At 49.9% G+C, this 18,868-nt stretch carries 9 protein-coding genes; 5 read left to right on the top strand and 4 right to left on the bottom strand.

Annotation, left to right across the window (positions count from 1 at the left end):
- Nucleotides 1–500: 500 nt before the first annotated feature.
- Nucleotides 501–1,007: a cyclic nucleotide-binding domain-containing protein gene (locus tag AAC022_RS20040; protein WP_339733873.1), complete on the bottom strand. Its 507-nt coding sequence runs from the start codon at nucleotides 1,005–1,007 to the stop codon at nucleotides 501–503.
- 157 nt (nucleotides 1,008–1,164) lie between these two features.
- Complete coding sequence (locus AAC022_RS20035) at nucleotides 1,165–2,673, bottom strand: porin (RefSeq protein WP_339733827.1); 1,509 nt, start codon at nucleotides 2,671–2,673, stop codon at nucleotides 1,165–1,167.
- 432 nt (nucleotides 2,674–3,105) lie between these two features.
- Between AAC022_RS20035 and AAC022_RS20030 the strand changes: the two genes are divergently transcribed.
- From AAC022_RS20030 to AAC022_RS20015, 4 genes are all read left to right on the top strand, one after another.
- Nucleotides 3,106–4,458 (top strand): ATP-binding protein, encoded by a 1,353-nt coding sequence (locus AAC022_RS20030; protein ID WP_339733826.1) that lies wholly within the window; start codon nucleotides 3,106–3,108, stop codon nucleotides 4,456–4,458.
- A 2-nt stretch (nucleotides 4,459–4,460) separates the two neighbouring features.
- Nucleotides 4,461–5,822: a sigma-54 dependent transcriptional regulator gene (locus AAC022_RS20025; protein WP_339733824.1), complete on the top strand. Its 1,362-nt coding sequence runs from the start codon at nucleotides 4,461–4,463 to the stop codon at nucleotides 5,820–5,822.
- 189 nt (nucleotides 5,823–6,011) lie between these two features.
- A complete protein-coding gene (locus AAC022_RS20020) occupies nucleotides 6,012–9,209 on the top strand; it encodes a DUF1553 domain-containing protein (protein WP_339733871.1) in 3,198 nt (1,065 codons plus the stop codon).
- A 65-nt stretch (nucleotides 9,210–9,274) separates the two neighbouring features.
- On the top strand, nucleotides 9,275–10,723 hold the full coding sequence (locus AAC022_RS20015) for a DUF1501 domain-containing protein (protein ID WP_339733823.1): 1,449 nt from the start codon (nucleotides 9,275–9,277) through the stop codon (nucleotides 10,721–10,723).
- Nucleotides 10,724–10,787: 64 nt separating this feature from the next.
- On the opposite strand, the gene AAC022_RS20010 is transcribed toward AAC022_RS20015, so the two are convergent.
- Nucleotides 10,788–12,248, bottom strand: coding sequence for a DUF1501 domain-containing protein (locus AAC022_RS20010; protein WP_339733821.1), 1,461 nt, complete (start codon nucleotides 12,246–12,248; stop codon nucleotides 10,788–10,790).
- A 4-nt stretch (nucleotides 12,249–12,252) separates the two neighbouring features.
- On the bottom strand, nucleotides 12,253–15,315 hold the full coding sequence (locus AAC022_RS20005; RefSeq protein ID WP_339733820.1) for a PSD1 and planctomycete cytochrome C domain-containing protein: 3,063 nt from the start codon (nucleotides 15,313–15,315) through the stop codon (nucleotides 12,253–12,255).
- A gap of 368 nt (nucleotides 15,316–15,683) precedes the next feature.
- Here AAC022_RS20005 and AAC022_RS20000 point away from each other — a divergent pair, with 368 nt between their 5' ends.
- On the top strand, nucleotides 15,684–18,863 hold the full coding sequence (locus AAC022_RS20000) for a DUF1553 domain-containing protein (RefSeq protein ID WP_339733818.1): 3,180 nt from the start codon (nucleotides 15,684–15,686) through the stop codon (nucleotides 18,861–18,863).
- The last annotated feature ends 5 nt before the right edge of the window (nucleotides 18,864–18,868 follow it).

Genomic DNA, 18,868 nt, shown 5'->3' with positions numbered 1-18,868 from the left:
CTGACTACGATAAATGGTTTGTATGAAATTGAGTGGCGTTCATACTATGAGACGAAGAAGTGTCCGTCGTGCGGGATTCCTGAGGCGTTCAGTTACGCGTATCCCGTTTCCACTTGAGCGGGTAGTTCAAGTTGTTGATCTATTATTGTGAACGTAGTTTGCCAGTCACCTTCATGCGCTTACTTTGGCGGGTAGCTAGTATGATGGGTGACTGGCAACTTCGTGCTCCTGGTCAATCGCCTGAGCGAAACGACGGGCACTTTTTTTACCACTGAATGATCAATCCCGAAACCAAGGTTCGTTCAGCGAGCCTGGAATCTCGTGTGCCACATTTTCTAAGCCGATTTTACTATTTGATTGGGGCAGGTGCACTTTGAGAGAAAAGAGTCGCCTGTTGTTAGAGTTGAAATAAGGCTGATCGATGGTCGGCTCCCGTTTTGAACCGTACTCTCATGGCACCACACCAGAGGGGATCCTGACTCCACATCAAATCAGGTAAGTTACCGAGTTTTGTCAGGTGTGGTGTGCATCAACTGACAAAACTCGTGCCACTCACTGTGATGGGCAATTCTGGCTTCGGCGACAGTGCGGCAGATTAATTCATCCATACGCTGTAATCGTCTGGCAAGAATGGTCGCTGCATTACAAGTGAGTTGATGGGCGATCGTCACATGGGATTGGGAGAGACGGTCAAAGTCATCGCGAGGGAACTGAGCCACCTGAACCTCAGTCTTGGCAAGCACGGAGACGCGATGGGCAGCGGGCGCGAAGAATGATAGTTCACCGAAAATACTGGAAGGCCCAAGTTGCGCCAGTTCAATTTCGCCGGCATCCTGTGTGAGACCAACAACCCTGCATTGACCCAACAATACAATCCATAATGCACGATCAGAATGACCGGCTTGAAGAATGGTGGACCCAGGTGCAAAACTGTGAATTTGCAAACGATCTGCAATCAATCGATGACATTGTGTTGTGCATCCTTGAAAAAGATCGCTCTGAGACATAATCGATAATATGGCCGACTGCATTGATCAATCCCATGTAAGAAGTATTTGTAGGATCGTTTTTTAATAGGCGCTTGCTAATCTGATATTAAATCAAACCAGAGTATTTATGGTACCGGTGTTGGAGTGATTATGCCAGAATAGGTTGAATTGAGGATTAGAAGTCGACCTGTGCGCGAACAGCCAGAATATCAGCATTGCTATTTTTGACAACAGGGCCGTTGACCGCGGGGCTGCTGTTCAGGAATGCGTGGATGTAGTTGAACTGAAACTTGGTGTATTGATTAAGATACCAGTTAACGCCGAATGTGAGGTCGGTCAAACGCCCCCCCTGAATATTCTTGTCGTTCAAATCAATATAGGACCAGCGACCAGCAACTTCCCATGCACCACAGCCGCCATCTCGATTATACGGATTCAGGGGAACAACACGGCCAAAAACGCCACCCTTACGGTTATAAGCACGAGATTCTCCCGTGAGAAAATAGCCAAAGTGTGCATAAGCCCCGGAAAACGAATTGGTTTGCCCATTCCGTTGTAGTACATGGGAATAAAGCACTTCCGATTGAGCATAGAATGAACCGATGGCGTACGCCAATTCGGCATTGAAGAGATTAAAGTTCTGAGTCGGAATCAGACCTGTGTTCACAAAAGGGGGCACATTCGTGGGGACACCCACCGGGACTTGCGCGGCGCCACCAGTTTCTGAGACGAAGATTTCTGGTTGATTACGATACTGAAGCAAATTGTTGGCTAGATTGCCAAAACTATAACCCCCGCCAACGTGTAAGAGTCCGTTACCATCTCCGTTGTCGATTAACAAATGTGTCAGACGTGTGGCCAGACCATAACCTCCACTGTCACCCACATTTCCACCATAGGTGTCTGTGGGAAAACGAAACCCGGAGAGTGCCCAGGTTGATTGTTCGTCTTCAGAGTGGCCGAAGGTCATTGCACCAATTTGACGGAACGGGAGAAAAGCAAAGGGCAGAGCCCGCTCAAGGAAGGTGAGCTCTTTAACGCTCGTGAGTCCATCCATTCCTAAAGGCTGTCGATATTGCCCGATCCTTACGGTATTCGTTCCCATGGCTTCGCGCACTTCCAGCCACACATCCATGAAACTGGGGCGCCCGGGGAAAGCGAAATCCATCTCAAGCATGTATCCGATGTTCTCCCAGGCATCTCCTGTGGCTGCCAATCGGGCTCGACGAAAATCGGCGCCATCTTGTAAATTACCTACCGCCTGGATATTGCCGGAATCTTGATGAAACCAGACTGAATCCGCTTGAAAGAACCCTGTCAGGCGCGCGGTTGGATATTGGTTACCGTTTGCAGGATCATTGCTAAGGAGCGAGGGTAAGTCTGAGTCGTATTCATCTTCTTCCGATGGAACGGGGCCATTGGGAGATTGATTCATCAGCGTCTGTTGTGACTTCAATTCATCAATCTGCCTCTGCAGAGACTGAAGGTGAGAATGCACTCCAGTTTCGTTTGGTTCCGGAGCTGGTGGTTGTGCCATGCTCTCAAGAACGGATAGTGACAGCGCGAAAAACAAGGTCAGCGACCAGATGGAAAGCGTTCGCAAAGGCTGTGAGATGATATGCTTACACCTGTTTGGTGCGGCTGAGTAATATTGTATCTGCTGAAAGCCGGTTTCTTGGTTCATTACTTTTATTTCCCTCAAAATCCTTTAATTGGTCAATTCTTTGAAGCAAAGCAACTCTGATACCAACTGGCGGGATATTGGTTGTCGCGCGTGTTCCACCATTCGAGTTTGCGGAATACGGAGACTCAGTTATCTGTATCGGATGAGAGTGTGCCGGTCGTGATGGAATCGTTTTAAAATTTGAGAAACAGGGTTTTGGTTAAAGAAGTGTGCAACGTTCTGCACTTCTTCTGCAAAAAACTGCAGAGGCATTGGTCGTGTAACCCGGTTTGAATTTAATCGATTGAGAAAAAATCAAACGACTCATACAATAGATGCATATCACCAAAGTCCTTTCAGACCTCTCAAATGAACCCCTGCCTCCCTTACACAAATCAATGTGTCAATGATGCCGGGAGGGGTTGAAATAGATTAGGGGGCGGGAGACGAGAGATGTTTCATGTCTACGAGACGCGAGTCAGTCGCGGGTTTCAACTGGCAATTGGTGGTCTGGCGTTATTAAGCCTGACAGCGCTGGTTGTTACGTTTTGGATTCTGTCCGACTTTCAGCGCGAGCAGGAGATAGTTGCGAAGATCATTCGAGATCTTCCGGACAGTGATCTGGCCGTAGCACGCGAGTTGGCAGGTGAACTGCGATTCCAGTCCCAATTGTCCATTTTGCTAGTGCTGAATATTATCGCGACCGGTATCGCTGTGGTCTTGCTGGTGCGGGCTTATCTGAACAGCGAACGTTCGCTCCGCGAAGTCAAGGTATTGGCCAGCGATGTCTTAGCCAGCATGGACCAGGGAGTCGTGACGACTGACCGCAAAGAGATGATTACGAGCATCAATCCACGGGGCCGCGAACTGCTCGGCTTGGAAGGGACGGTTCTTGGACGCCCACTCTCTGATGTGGGGACGGAACACACACTCTTATGTGTGATTTGCAGCCATGTCAACGCGCATCATTCCTCTGTTAGAGACTGTGATTATACAATTTCGAGTCAGGGGCACGAACAAACTCTCCGTGCGGGTTGCAGCTTACTGAGAAATGAACGCCAGGAAGAACTGGGGACTGTCATCCATGTGCGCGATGTTACCGAGCGGGCACTCATGGAACAAAGACTTCGGCGTATGGAGCGCTATGCGGGATTGGGGTCACTGGCGACGGGACTCCAGCATGAAATCAAGAATCCACTCAGTGCCTTGTCACTGCATGTTCAGCTGCTGGATGAAGCGCTCATCGAACATTCATCTACGAATGAAATTGACGAAATGCTCGAAGTCATTCGCACTGAGATCAACCGTTTGGTATCCGTGTTGGAGGGGTTTCGCGATTATGCATCCATGTCGGAGCCGGGACGTTCTGCCGTTGATCTGTCTGCATTGATCAAGAAGCTGGTGCGGTTTATTGGGCCACAGGCTGAACAACAGCAGATTAAGATTGAACTACATCTCCCAGAAGAAAAACTTCCCGACATGCAGGCAGATTCGGTTCACATTGATCAAGTGTTGCTCAATCTTGCTTTGAATGCGCTGCAGGCAATGCCTGACACTGGTACGATGTCAATCAGTCTGAGCCGAGAGGGAGACTGGTATCGAATCGATGTCAGCGATACAGGTAAGGGAATTCCGATCGAGTTTCGTGATCTAATTTTTGACCCATATTTTACCACGCGTAATGAAGGTACCGGTATGGGACTTGCTCTATGTGAAAAGATTGTCCGTCAACACAACGGCACAATCGAACTAACCACCGGATCGAGTGGAACGACTTTCACTGTTTTATTACCACTAAGTGAGTAGATATGCAATCAGACGGCTTTGGGATTTTGATTATTGATGACGAGCCAAACATTCGTTCCGGCCTTGCCAAAGGATTGGCCAGAGAAGCGGATGTTCTGGAAACAGCCGGCGATGGAGAAGAGGGACTGGCCCGGTTTCAGGAAGGATTTTTTCAACTGGTGATTGCCGATGTCCGTTTACCAGGAGAGATGGATGGGTTGCAGCTCATTCAGCAGATGCTGCGTAGTCGGCCGCAAACGACGGCCATTGTCATCACTGCGCACGGAACTGTCGAAACTGCAGTCAAAGCCATGAGGCTGGGGGCCTTCGATTTCATCACCAAACCCTTAGATCTGAACCTGATTCGACATCAGGTTCGCAAGGCGCGTGAGCATCATCGCCTGCAGATTGAGAATCAAGAGCTGCGCAATCGTCTTGTGAATGCAGGCGAGGTTTCGAATATCATTGGAAATTGTGCTGCCATGCACGATGTCTTTCAGCAGGTTCGTCAGGTTGCAGCGACCGATGCGACGGTCCTGATCCAGGGGGAGAGTGGGACCGGAAAAGAGCTCATCGCCCGAGCCTTGCACGACTTGAGTAATCGATGCAGTGGTCCGTTCGTAGCCGTCAATCTGGGAGCCATGCCGGAAACCCTTCTCGAAAGCGAATTGTTTGGCCATGAGAAAGGATCATTCAGCGGCGCCACGCGACAAAAGCCAGGCTGCTTCGAACAGGCCCAGGGCGGTTCCCTGTTTCTGGATGAAGTCACCGAAATGCCGGCCAAAAGTCAGGTCGATCTGTTGCGTGTATTGGAGACGCAACAATTCATGCGTGTGGGGGGGGAAGAAGTGATGAAAAGTGATGCCCGTATCATTTCTGCCACCAATAAATCAGTGGAACCGTTGATTGAAGAGGGGACGTTTCGCGAGGATTTATTCTACCGACTCAATGTCATTCCGATTCACGTTCCTGCATTGCGCGAACGACGAGATGATATACCCTTGCTGGTCGAACATTTTCTCACACACTTCTGCCAGCGTCACAATCGGCCACACAAGCAAGTCTCCCCAGAGGCAATGCAGGAGCTTGTCAGGACACGCTGGCCCGGTAATGTTCGGCAACTTCGAAATGTGATCGAACGACTGGTCGTGACACTGCCTGGCGATATGATTCACTCAGCAGATTTACCAAACGACCTGAATCCAACGATCGCATCCACAAGTGAACCTTTAAGAACCTTAGCCGAAGTTACCGAAGATGCAGAGAAGACTGCGATCTCGGCTGCGCTGGTTGTTTGCGATTACCATCGTGAAAAAACAGCAAAAATGCTGGGAGTCAGTGTCCGCACACTGCACTATAAGATGAGTCGTTATGGACTACATTAAACGCTGAAATTCTTTGAATCTGCTTTGAGTTAGTGTTTCTCCCGTTAGGGTGAAAAGTGCGCCTTTATTCGTGCCATTGCTTCCGCTTCAGGGGCGTGTTATAAAATAATCATCGTGTTTATTCGGTTCGCTGGTGATTCGTCAAGCAATTTGAGCTGCGAAGCGCGTAGGAAAGTGCGAGTGAAAACTATGATTACATTATTGTATCGTCTGTCATTGTGGAACATAACTGTTTTGCTTTTGTTCGTTTCCCTGGTGAGTCCAGAGATTTCGCGTGCGGCTGAGCCTCCGGAATATAACCGGGATATTCGTCCCATTCTGGCAGACCACTGTTTTGCCTGTCACGGTGCAGACAGTGCGGCACGCAAAGCAGACTTGCGACTGGATCAACGTGAGGCGGCAATTGATGCAAGCGCAATCGTTGAGGGAAGCTCTGCTGAAAGCGAATTGATCGCACGTATTCTGAGTGATGATCCCGATCTTGTGATGCCACCACATAAATCGAAAAATTCGCTCACTTCAGCGCAGAAGGATGTATTGAAGCAGTGGGTCGCCGCCGGGGCGGCTTATCAACCTCACTGGTCCTTTATCGCACCACAAAAAACCAGCCTGCCTGCTGTCAAAAACATCGCATGGAGCAAAAATGCTATCGACCGGTTTGTGTTGGCTCGATTGGAATCCCGGAGTCTGTCTCCGGCACCAGTAACAGATGCCTCTACTTTATTCCGACGGCTGCATCTCGATATCACGGGGCTTCCACCATCTCCAGGCGATGTGACTCAATTTGTCGCCGATTATCGTCAACGAAAGGATGCAGCACTCTCCGAATGGATTGATCGATTAATGTCATCGACTGCCTGGGGGGAACACCGGGCTCGTTACTGGTTGGATGCGGCACGTTATGGCGATACGCATGGATTGCACTTTGATAACTATCGTGAGATGTGGGTTTACCGTGACTGGGTGATACGTTCGTTTAACAGGAATCAGCCATTTGATCAATTTACGGTCGAACAACTGGCGGGAGACCTTTTGCCAGATCCGACTACTGATCAACTCATTGCCACCGGCTTTCAGCGGTGTAACATTACTACAAACGAAGGGGGCACAATCGATGAGGAAAATCTCGCAAACTACGCCACTGATCGGGTTCAGACATTTGGCTGGGTTTACCTGGGACTGACAACGAACTGTGCTCAGTGCCACGATCACAAGTTTGACCCGCTAACGGCGAAAGACTACTACTCGCTGGCAGCGTTCTTTCGAAATACAACACAGGGCCCCAAGGATGGTAATGTGGCCGATGGCCGCGGTCCCACTTTGATTGTTCCTTCCAAGGCTGATCAACCGCGCTGGAATGGGCTGCCCGATGAAATCACATCAGCAAAACAGAAACGTGAGTCACGCAAGAAAAACGCCCACTCCGATTTCAAGAACTGGCTGGACTCAACAACCCCCGAGTCCATGGGGCGGGATATTCCACAAGACAAGCTCGTACTCCATCTGCCACTTAATGAAGGGCAGGATAACGAACTACAAGCTGTTGGTCTAAAAGAACTGGTTAGTCAGACAGGGAAGCTTAACTGGGACAAGAATGGTCAGTCAGGTCCGGCCCTCGTGATTAAAGCGGGCGCGACATTAGAAGTAGGGAATGCCGGCGATTTTGAACGAGATCGTTCCTTCAGCTACGGTGCATGGGTGAAAACAGCGAGCAAGGATGCCCAGGCAGGTATCCTCACGAAAATGGATGTGAAAGCTTCATACCGTGGTTGGGACCTGTGGCAGAACGGTCAGTCATTCGGTACTCACATTATTGACACATGGCCCGGAAACGCTCTGAAAGTCGTCACGCGCAACAGGGTGGTGAAACCTGGGAAATGGCAGCATGTCTTCGTGACTTACGATGGCTCTGGCAAACCTGCCGGAGTGAAGATCTTTGTTGACGGTCGTGCCGAACCCATTCGCGTGGAACAACAGTCGCTAAAATCAGACGCTTCGATTCGCACCCCAACACCCTTGCGAGTTGGCCAGCGGAGTGAGGGAGCCGTTTTTGAAGGGGGCGCTGTTCAAGATGTTCGCCTTTATGAGCGGCTACTCAGCGACAATGAAGTCAACGCGATTGCAGATAATTCTTCGATACAGAAACTACTTGCGATTGCTGCAGAAAAACGAACGCCCCAGCAGGCAGCGAAGCTCTATCACTATTACCTTGAGAGGCATGATGCTGAATATCCGGAGTTAGTCGCATCAGTAGTGCGACTTGAAGCAGAACAGACCGCGATTCGTTCACGCAGTCCGGTGACACATATCCAGAAAGAAAAACCGAACACACCCGCGATGGCTCATGTTTTGATGCGTGGTGCTTACGATAAACCCGGCGATCAGGTCTCTGCCGCGCCGCCTGTGTCACTACACGCGATGCCAACCGGCGCTGCTCCCAATCGACTCGGGTTAGCGCAATGGGTGATTGATACTCAAAATCCATTGACGGCTCGTGTGACTGTGAATCGTTTCTGGCAGGAAGTGTTCGGACGGGGAATTGTGACGACGGCGGAAGACTTTGGAATCATGGGGGCGCCGCCTAGTCATCCAGAACTGTTAGACTGGTTAGCAGTGGAGTTTCAGGAGAATGGTTGGGACGTTAAGAAGTTATTTAAACTGATGCTGATGAGCGCAACCTATCGACAGGCAGCGATCACAACACCAGAGAAGTTAGAGAAGGATCGCGATAATATCTTACTGTCTCGTGGCCCTCGTTTCCGAATGGATGCCGAGATGATTCGTGATTATTCACTGGCAACGAGCGGTCTTTTGTCGAAAAAAATGTACGGTCCTGGAACAAAACCGTATCAACCCGAAGGGATTTGGGACATCGTAGGACTGCCCGAGGGCAATACGCGTATCTATGTCCAAGACAAAGGAGAAAACCTCTATCGCCGGTCGATTTATAACTTCTGGAAGCGTATGGCACCGCCGCCGAACCTGGAAACTTTTAACGCTCCCAGCAGAGAATTCTGCACAGTTCGCCGTGAACGAACCAATACGCCGCTTCAGGCATTGGTAACATTAAACGATCCGCAATTTATCGAAGCTGCCCGAAACCTGGCACAGGCGGCGGTTCTCAACGGGGGGGATCGGTTTGATGAGAGGCTGCAATTTGTGGCGCAACGCTTGTTAGCTCGAAAACTGCGACCTGAAGAGCAAACGATTGCTCAATCATCGTTTAACGATTTAGCAGCTTATTACACGACACACACTGAAGACGCGAAGCAACTGATTTCGGTCGGTGATTTAAAAGCCGGTGAGCAGGTCGAACCGGCGACACTCGCAGCCTGGACCATGCTGGTCAACGAACTGATGAATCTGGACGAAACATTGAATAAATAGCCAGTCTGACGCACATTGATTTGAGGTGCAGGACGACTGCTTTGGTTAATCATGAGGTTCTAACTATGAACATCTTTGAAGACTTTCATCAACTGGAAACACGCCGTCATTTCTTTTCTCGCGGGCGTCATCTGCTTGGCGGGGCGGCACTGGCATCACTGCTCGGTAACTCGGTCAATGCGGCTACAGAAAGCCAACCCGTGGGAAGTCATTTTCCCCCTAAGGCAAAGCGGGTGATTTATCTGCATATGGTGGGAGGGCCATCGCAGATGGACCTGCTCGATTATAAACCGGTCATGCAGAAATTCTACGACAAAGACCTTCCCGAGTCAGTCCGCAAAGGCCAACGTCTGACAACGATGACGAGCGGCCAGAAACGCTTCCCCATCGCGCCTTCAAAGTACAAATTCAGTCCAGCCGGTGAGTGCGGTATGTGGATGAATTCAGAACTACTGCCCAATCTTGCGAAGAAGGCCGACGAAATCTGCTGGATGCGCAGCCTGCATACCGAGGCGATTAATCACGAACCCGCCATCGCGGCGATGCAGACAGGAAATCAAGTCCCCGGTCGCCCCTGTCTGGGTTCATGGGCTTCTTATGGTTTGGGGTCCGAAAACGAAAATCTGCCTGCGTTTGTGGTACTCGTAGCGACCCCCTCCAACCGCGAGCAGGAGCAGGCAATTTCTTCTCGCTTGTGGAGTGCTGGTTACCTTTCAGGTGAGCATTCCGGAGTCTCTTTTCGCAGCAAAGGGGATCCGATTCTGTATATCAATAATCCTCCCGGTGTCCCCGATTCAATCAGGAAAAAGACGATTGAGGGACTCAACGCACTCAACGAATTGAACTATCAGGCGTTGGGAGATCCAGAGACGCACACACGGATTCGACAGTATGAAATGGCATTCCGGATGCAGGCGAGTGTTCCGGAACTGACCGATATTAGTAGTGAATCCGCAAGTACGTTTAAACTCTATGGTGAAGCCGCCAAAAAACCAGGGACCTTTGCCAACACTGCTTTAATGGCAAGGCGACTGGCAGAGCGGGGTGTACGATTCATTCAGGTCTACCACAATAACTGGGATCATCATTCCAACGTAGGAGGACGCATGCCTTCTCAATGTAAAGACGTTGATCAACCCTGTTCCGCGCTCCTCGAAGATCTGAAGCAACGTGGCATGCTGGAAGACACCTTAGTGATCTGGGGCGGCGAATTCGGACGCACCATCTATTCACAGGGAAGTTTGTCCCAAGAGAATTACGGCCGCGATCATCACCCACGCTGCTTTAGCATGTGGATGGCAGGTGGGGGCGCAAAAGGAGGCGCCATCTATGGAGAAACGGATGATTTCTCATATAACATCGTGAAAGATCCATTGCACATTCGTGACTTTCATGCAACTGTTCTCCATCTTCTCGGTTTTGATCATGAGAAATTCAGTTATAAGTTCCAGGGACTCGATCAAAAATTAACTGGTGTGGAACCAGCGCATGTGATTAAAGCACTGTTGTCATAAACGCTGTTGTCATAAGTGCTGTCGAACATACGAAGAAACAAGCGTATGTGGATTCAATCATGGTTCACTTTATAATGTCCTTGACCACGGTTCCGTGGACGTCGGTGAGACGGTAATCACGACCCTGGAAGCGGTAGGTCAACCGCTCGTGATTGATGCCGAGGCAATGCAGGATGGTAGCGTGAAAGTCATGCACATGAACCGGGTTCTCTGTGATGTTATAGCAGTAATCATCGGTTTGCCCGTAAGTGATGCCGGGTTTGATGCCGCCACCTGCCATCCAGATGGAAAAACACCGTGGGTGATGGTCGCGGCCAAACGATTTTGGATTGCCTTGTGAATAAACCGTGCGACCAAACTCTCCTCCCCAGATCACGAGTGTTTCATCCAGCATGCCGCGCTGTTTTAAATCAGCAATGAGCGCGGCGGATCCTTGGTCAGTTTGCTTAGCCAGTGTTGGCAGGTGCTGCTGTACGTTACTATGGTGATCCCAGCCGCGGTGAAAGACTTGGATGAAGCGGACGCCGCGTTCGGCGAGTCTTCTCGCAAGCAGACAGTTTGCCGCGTGGGAACCGGGCTCTTTGACGTCATCGCCATACAGCTTGAGCGTGCTGGCTGTCTCATCAGAGATATCGGCGAGTTCCGGAACCGAGGTCTGCATGCGGTACGCCATTTCATATTGAGCAATTCGTGCGGTGATTTCGGGATCGCCGATTTCCTGCTCTCGCAACTGGTTGAGCTTTGCCAGTCGGTCCAGCATTACCCGACGATTTGCGTCACTGCCGCCGGCAGGATCACTCAAATACAAAACCGGATCGCCCTGGCTGCGGAATTTGACCCCCTGATACTTTGACGATAAAAAGCCGCTACCCCACAATCGATCATACAGGGGTTGTGCCTGATGGAACGAATTTTTACTGAGCAGTACGACGAACGAAGGTAAATTTTCGGTCTCACTTCCCAGCCCATAGCTGAGCCACGCCCCAATACTCGGACGTCCTGGTTGCTGATGTCCTGACTGGAAGAAGGTGATGGCCGGGTCATGATTGATGGCTTCGGTATGCATGGAATTAATCACACAAATGTCATCGGCTACTTTTCCCATATGGGGTAACAGATCACTTAGCCACGTTCCAGATTCACCGTGCTGCCGGAATTTCCATGGTGATTTGACAATAGGGAATTTCTTCTGTCCTGCTGTCATCCCCGTCAGTCGCTGGCCTTTACGCACGCTATCTGGCAATTCGCCCATATGTAGCTTGTCGAGCGAGGGTTTGTAGTCGAGCAGGTCCACTTGAGAGGGCGCGCCCGACTGTAGCAGGTAGATAACCCGTTTGGCTTTAGGAGCGAAATGGGGAATGCCGGGCAGTCCGCCGACGCGCGTTGGATCGTTGGCGGTCTCTTTAGAAAACAGGTCACGATTGAGAAGTGACGCGAGTGCTGCGACACCAATGCCGGTACTCGTGCGCCCAAAGAATTGACGCCGGTTTTGATGTAATTGCATTTCAATTAATGGATGGGGCATGAATTTATTCCTTCGTAATCGCTTCGTCCAAATTCAGGAATACGCGAGTGAGGCTGGTGAAGGCGGCTAACTTGGCCTGATTGAGTTTCTCGTTCAATGCGGAATCACCAACCTGCAGCAGTTTCTCGACGGCATTCTTATCGTTGGTGTAATGTTTTAAATCCGTTTCATAAGCTTCGCGAAACAGTGCTAGTTCAGCCTCGCTGGGGTTTCGAGCCGTGACCAGTCGAAATCCATATCTGATTTGTTCATCAACCGTTGTACCACCTTCTGTCAGCATCCGCTCGGCCAGCTTCCGGGCTGCTTCGACAAATTGGGGACCGTTCAACAGTAACAATGCTTGCAACGGCGTATTCGTTCGTGACCGACGAATCGTACAGAATTCCCGTTCCGGGGCATCAAGTGTTTTCAGCATCGGAGAAGGAACCGTCCGCTTCCAGAATGTGTACAGACTCCGTCGATAGAGATCGTCTCCGTTTCCTTGTGGATATTCCTTGGAATAATTTGGCCGGTTGTTCAACTCAAGCCAAAGCCCCTTTGGTTGATACGGGTAGACGCTTTTTCCGCCAAGCTGCTCCACAAGTAAGCCACTGGCCACTAACGTCGCGTCCCGAATTTCCTCGGCAGACAGTCGCATCCTTGGGCCTCGGGCAAGCAGCCGATTCTCTGGATCTTGTTTGTAGGCTGCCGGACCGACGTGAGACGTTTGCCGATAGGTCGCCGAATTCACGATCAGCCGCTGCATTTGTTTGATATCCCAACCGCTGCGAATAAACTCCAAAGCCAACCAATCCAATAATTCTGGATGGCTGGGCATTTTTCCCTGCACACCGAAGTCTTCGGATGTTTTCACCAATCCCAAGCCAAAGAGTCGTTGCCAATATCGATTTACGGCAACGCGCGCCGTGAGTGGATGGTTAGGATCAACCAGCCACTCAGCGAAACCTAAACGATTTTTTGTCGCTGTTTTGAGCATCGGCGGAAAGATCGCGGGGACATTGGGGGTGACCTGATCGCGTGGCTCATTGTATTGACCGCGATCGAGAAGATAAGTCGCCCGTGGCTGGGCCATGTCCTGCATGATCATAGTCTCAGGGATCGCTGCCAGTTTTTGTTTCTCAATTTCAGCAACGCGTTGGTTCAGTTCTTGCTTCGGGTTGTGATGGGCAAGGAAATATTCTCGCAGTTGTTTTAGTTCGTTGGCTGTTCGCTGGTTTCGTTCTTTGCCTGCAATCTGTCGAATGTCGGCAGGAATGCCGTGCAGTTGTAGAGATTGGGGCGTGTCGCCTGTGATTGAAAACCGGGGACGTCCTACACCGTGTGTCGAAAAACCGGCCTCGTGGCGCAGTCGAAACTGTAATTCGGTGCCGCCCTCAAAACCGAAGGGCGAAGTCGCGATAAACATGGCCGTCGCCGGAAGTTTGCGGGTTGGGCCATCCACGGCCCAGCCATTGTTGCCGGTTTTGTTGCCATCAATGGTTTTATTGATTTCATAATTGGCCTGTGAATAGTCGGCGATGGCGCGGGTAAATTTGACTGTTTGCCGCTGGGACGGATCTGTCACTGAAACCGCCGTCAATTCGAACTCACTCAGAACGAAATTGGAATTACTGTGCCGTCCTGGACCACCGCCTGGAAGCGACTCATGCGTGAGCGCTTCTAACCTGACAGCGGTGAGATTTGTTACATCGGTTTCCGCAGTGATCTCGTAGACATCCTTTTGAGGATTCGCTCCACTGGCCAGAAGGGAATTATCTACAAGTTTCGTGAGCGTCGTTCCGCCGGACGATTTCATCGTGAGCGGTTCAACGACAGTCCAGCCACTAACGGCCTGCTTGGAGATATGCTTTGACCATAGATCCAAATGCTGGTCAATATCTGTCGGTTTTTTCAACTCCGTCTTGAGACGTGCCAACTCCGCGTCGAGTCCATCCTGTAACGACGTGGCAAGGGGGGAGCGGATACGCTGCTTGGGAGCAAATCCCTGCATGCCTCGCTCCGGTACTTGATTAAAGAAGGCATAAAGCTGGTAGAATTCTTTTTGTGAGATCGGGTCAAATTTATGTTCGTGGCAACGGGCGCAACCGATGGTGAGTGCGAGCCAGACTTCGCCGGTGGTGACCAGCCGGTCCATCACATATTCTGTACGATACTCTTCATCAATGATACCGCCTTCGATGGTGATACTGTGATTTCGATTGAATCCAGTTGCCAGCCGTTGCTGATCAGTGGCTTTAGGTAATAGATCACCGGCAAGTTGTTCAATCGTGAATTCATTGAAAGGTTTGTTGCTGTTATAGGCATTGATGACCCAATCACGCCAGATCCATTGCTGGCGTTCGGTGTCATATTGATAGCCGTTACTGTCTGCATAGCGCGCCAGGTCAAGCCAGTGCCGGGCCATGTGTTCGCCGTATGCGGGAGAGTTGAGATACCGATCGACCATTCGTTCGTACGCGTTGGGAGCTTGATCGGAAAGGTAATGGTCAATTTCTTTCAGTGTTGGAGACAGACCGGTCAAATCAAATGCTGCACGTCGGATTAACGTTTCACGTTTTGCTTCGTCGGCGGGTTTTAATCCCTCTCGTTCCAACCGCTCCAGTACAAAGTGGTCAATTTTGTTCTTCGGCCAGGCGGAGTTCTGTGTCTTGGGGATCGCCGGTTGTTTCGGTGAAACAAAGGCCCAGTGCGGTTGGAATTCGGCACCTTGTTCGATCCACGTTTTCAGAATCGCAATCTGTTTTGCACTTAGTGCCTGCGGTCCGTCGACCGGAGGCATACGGTTATTTTCATCTAGTGTGGTGATGCGATGAATCAGTTCGCTGGCTGGTACTTTGCCGGGGGTGATTGTTCTCTTGCCGGAGTCCGCCTTGCCCGTGGCTGATTCTCGCTGGTCTAATCGCAAGCCCGCTTCACGCGTTGCCGAATCGGGGCCATGACACATAAAACAATGATTCGCAAGAATCGGCAGGACATCGCGATTAAACTCGATCTTTTCTTCTGCCGCAGCAACGCAGGTCAATAACGTTGTCGGCAAGGCAAGCAAAAACATCTTTATTGTGTTCACGATAGATACCCTCTGAGCAGCATTGAAAACCGAAGTTGGTTTGATATCTGAACCGGAATTCTTGATTCCAATATATCAGGGGGTTCGTGAACATGGTAGAGAAAGTCAGCTGCTTTTACTGAAGGCCAGAAATGCAGAGCAGTGGCATTCTTATTTCGTGAGCTCTGCAATGTGATCATTCAGCAATCCGCATTCATCTTTGACTGGAAATGCCTTGACAATTGTCTTTCGGCATACTTACCATCTAGGTAACGATCATTCATTTGGGACCCACCTGTTCTCTCCGGACTGCGATGTCGCAGCTTCGGAAATTCTTGAGACGCACCAGGATCGTTGATTGTGTTCAATATTGAAGGACATAATTGAGTATGCGCACGCTTCCTCGCCTCGTCCGCTTTTTGCTGTCTGGTTTTCTCGCTCTGACGATTAATGTCTGTCTGGCTGAAAATGATCCGGCAAAGAATTCTGCATCAACAACGAAAATCGATTTCAGTCGCGATATCCGTCCGATTCTATCTGAGAACTGCTTTCACTGTCATGGCCCCGACACGAAACATCGCGAAGGAGATCTTCGTCTGGATATCGAAGAGTCAGCGAAAGCAAACTCGATCATTCCCGGGCATTCTAATAAAAGTGAGTTTTTTAAACGGATCAGCAGCACTGATTCCGATCTCAAGATGCCTCCCGCTGATTCGAATAAAAAATTGACACCCGAGCAGAGGGGATTGCTCAAACGCTGGATTGATGAGGGAGCCGAATGGAATCGTCACTGGGCCTTTGTTTCGCCTCAAAAATCAACGCTTCCGCAAATCAAAGACAGTCAGTGGATTCGTAATCCCATCGATCAATTCGTTTTATCAAAGCTGGAGTCAGAGCAGTTACATCCATCGCCTGCAGCCAACCGCCGAACCTTGATACGGCGACTCACCTTTGATTTGACAGGCCTGCCTCCCACAATTCCAGAGATAAACAATTTTCTCAATGATGAATCTCCCGAAGCGTATGAAAAACTGGTTGACCGTTTGTTAAGTTCAACACATTACGGCGAACGAATGGCGTTGATGTGGCTGGACGCGGCCCGTTATGGTGATACGAGCGTGTATCATGCAGATGGGCCACGTGATATGTGGGCCTGGCGCGATCGTATCGTGCAGATGTATAACGAAAATATTCCCTTTGACCAGTTTTCGACGGAGCAACTGGCGGGGGATTTGCTTACCAATGCAACGCCGCTTCAAAAAGTATCCTCTGGATTTAATCGTAATAATGGGACAACAGATGAAGGTGGTTTGATCCCCGAAGAATACCGAGTTGAATACGCCGTGGATCGGGTGAAAACGACGTCGACAGTCTGGTTAGGTCTCAGTATGGAATGTGCTCAATGTCATGAGCATAAATATGATCCTATTTCACACGAGGACTATTACCGGTTCTTCGGGTTTTTTAACATCAGTGCTGATGGTGGCAGTCAGACAAGAAATGGGAACGCCCAACCAACGGTTGCGCTGGTCGATCCGGAAAAACAAAAAAAACTGCCAGGGACCCGTGCCAGAATCGAAGAAAACCAGCAGCAGATAACCGCTCGTCAAAAGTCGGCAGAGCCTCAGTTTGCAGCCTGGTTAGCGACAAAAGAAAAAGAACACCATGCAGCGCCTTCGCATATTGAAGGTCAGGTATTGCATTATCGGCTTGACGAAGGGAAAGGAACTCAAGTCGTTGATCAAGTGGATCAGAATCGTAAAGGGACCATTCATGGCACAGCAAACTGGGTTCAGTCTCCTTACGATCAGGGGATCAAATTTGATGGTAAAACTTATATTGACTTAGGGAGTGTCTGTGATTTTGAACGGACTGATCAATTTTCGTATGGTGGCTGGATCAACCTCGATCCCAAAGGCTCCGGTGCGCTGCTGGCAAAAATGGATGATGCGAACAGTTATCGTGGATATGATATTCTCATTTCAAGCGAACAAATTTCAGTCCACATCATTAATCAATGGCCCACGAATGCCATTAAGGTCACTACGAAGAAAAAACTCAAACCCTCAACATGGCATCATGTCTTTGTGACGTATGATGGCTCTTCCAAAGCGAAGGGAGTGAAAATTTATGTTGATGGTCAGTTGTGGGACTGGAAGATTGAGCAGGATCGCTTAACTGAATCCATCCGCACGCTAAAAACATTACTGATTGGCAGTCGGCATCCCAGTTCTCGTTTGAAGGGAACCATTGATGAAGTGGCCGTCTATAATCGTGTGCTCAGTCAAACTGAAGTGGAAACACTGACAAAACAACTTCCGATTACGACAATCCTGGCCGTCGCTCCTGAAAAACGAACGGCTGAGCAACAGCAACAGTTGCGTAATTATTATCTAGAACAGGAAGACGCAGACTATATCGCGTTGATCAAGAAAAAACAGGAATTAAAAACAGAGGAGACAGAACTCCTCAAACCGTTGACCACGGTCATGATGATGGGCGACATGGCAAAGCCCCGGGATACATTTATTCTCGCCCGTGGTGCTTACGATGCCCCTACCAAACACAAAGTTCAACCGGGGACACCTGCGGTTCTGCCTCCCATGGCAAAAGAGGCACCGCAAAATCGCTTAGGTTTAGCCCAGTGGCTCTTTCAAGCTGATCATCCACTCACAGCACGCGTCGCGGTCAACAGATACTGGCAAATGTTATTTGGGACGGGGTTCGTCACGACACCGGAAGACTTCGGTTCACAAGGGGCGTTTCCCAGTCATCCGCATTTACTGGATTGGCTGGCAGTCGATTTCCGGGAATCAGGCTGGAATGTTAAAAGGTTGCTCAAACAAATCGTGATGTCGGCAACTTATCGGCAAACATCCGATGCCTCCCGCGAAACCTATTTGCAAGATCCATCAAACAGACTGTTGGCACGTGGGGCACGTTTTCGATTACAGGGAGAATTTGTTCGCGATAGCGCTCTCGAAGTCAGCGGACTTCTCAACACAAAAATGGGAGGACCGGGAGTCAAACCATATCAGCCTCCCGGGCTCTGGAAAGAAGTCGGTTTGGGAGGAAATCCAAAATTCGTACAGGATCACGGCGAGAAACTTTATCGCCGCAGCTTATATACCTACTGGAAGCGATCAGCGCCGCCTCCAGGTATGCAGATCTTTGATGCACCGACGCGGGAAAAATGCACGATCAGACGACCGCGTACGAATACACCTCTGCAGGCATTAGTCACAATGAATGATGTCCAATATGTTGAAGCGGCTCGTCACCTTGCAGAACGAATGTTGAAAGAGGGGGGAGCAACAAATGCAGAACAGGTTACGTATGCTTTTTTGCTGGCTACGGCCAGGGAGCCCCGATCCACAGAGAGAGAAGTACTTCTGGACGTTTATGAAAAAAGTCTGAAGCACTATCAGGCAAATGTTAAAGCGGCTGAAGAACTGATGAGTGTTGGTGAATCGCCCCGTGATAAAAATCTGAATGTCACGCAGCTGGCGTCCTGGACGGTGGTGGCTAACATGATTTTAAATTTAGACGAAACTTTAACTCGTGAGTAAAGCGC

The sequence above is a fragment of the uncultured Gimesia sp. genome (assembly GCF_963976445.1).
In the GTDB taxonomy this organism is placed as follows: Bacteria; Planctomycetota; Planctomycetia; order Planctomycetales; family Planctomycetaceae; genus Gimesia.
The sequence above is the reverse complement of the archived record's forward strand: the minus strand, read 5'-3'. Positions and strand labels throughout refer to the sequence as shown.

Coding starts and splice junctions, on each gene's coding strand:
- AAC022_RS20040 (WP_339733873.1), bottom strand. CDS start 1,007: ATGTCTCAGAGCGATCTTTTTCAAGGATGCACAACACAATGTCATCGA.
- AAC022_RS20035 (WP_339733827.1), bottom strand. CDS start 2,673: ATGAACCAAGAAACCGGCTTTCAGCAGATACAATATTACTCAGCCGCA.
- AAC022_RS20030 (WP_339733826.1), top strand. CDS start 3,106: ATGTTTCATGTCTACGAGACGCGAGTCAGTCGCGGGTTTCAACTGGCA.
- AAC022_RS20025 (WP_339733824.1), top strand. CDS start 4,461: ATGCAATCAGACGGCTTTGGGATTTTGATTATTGATGACGAGCCAAAC.
- AAC022_RS20020 (WP_339733871.1), top strand. CDS start 6,012: ATGATTACATTATTGTATCGTCTGTCATTGTGGAACATAACTGTTTTG.
- AAC022_RS20015 (WP_339733823.1), top strand. CDS start 9,275: ATGAACATCTTTGAAGACTTTCATCAACTGGAAACACGCCGTCATTTC.
- AAC022_RS20010 (WP_339733821.1), bottom strand. CDS start 12,248: ATGCCCCATCCATTAATTGAAATGCAATTACATCAAAACCGGCGTCAA.
- AAC022_RS20000 (WP_339733818.1), top strand. CDS start 15,684: ATGCGCACGCTTCCTCGCCTCGTCCGCTTTTTGCTGTCTGGTTTTCTC.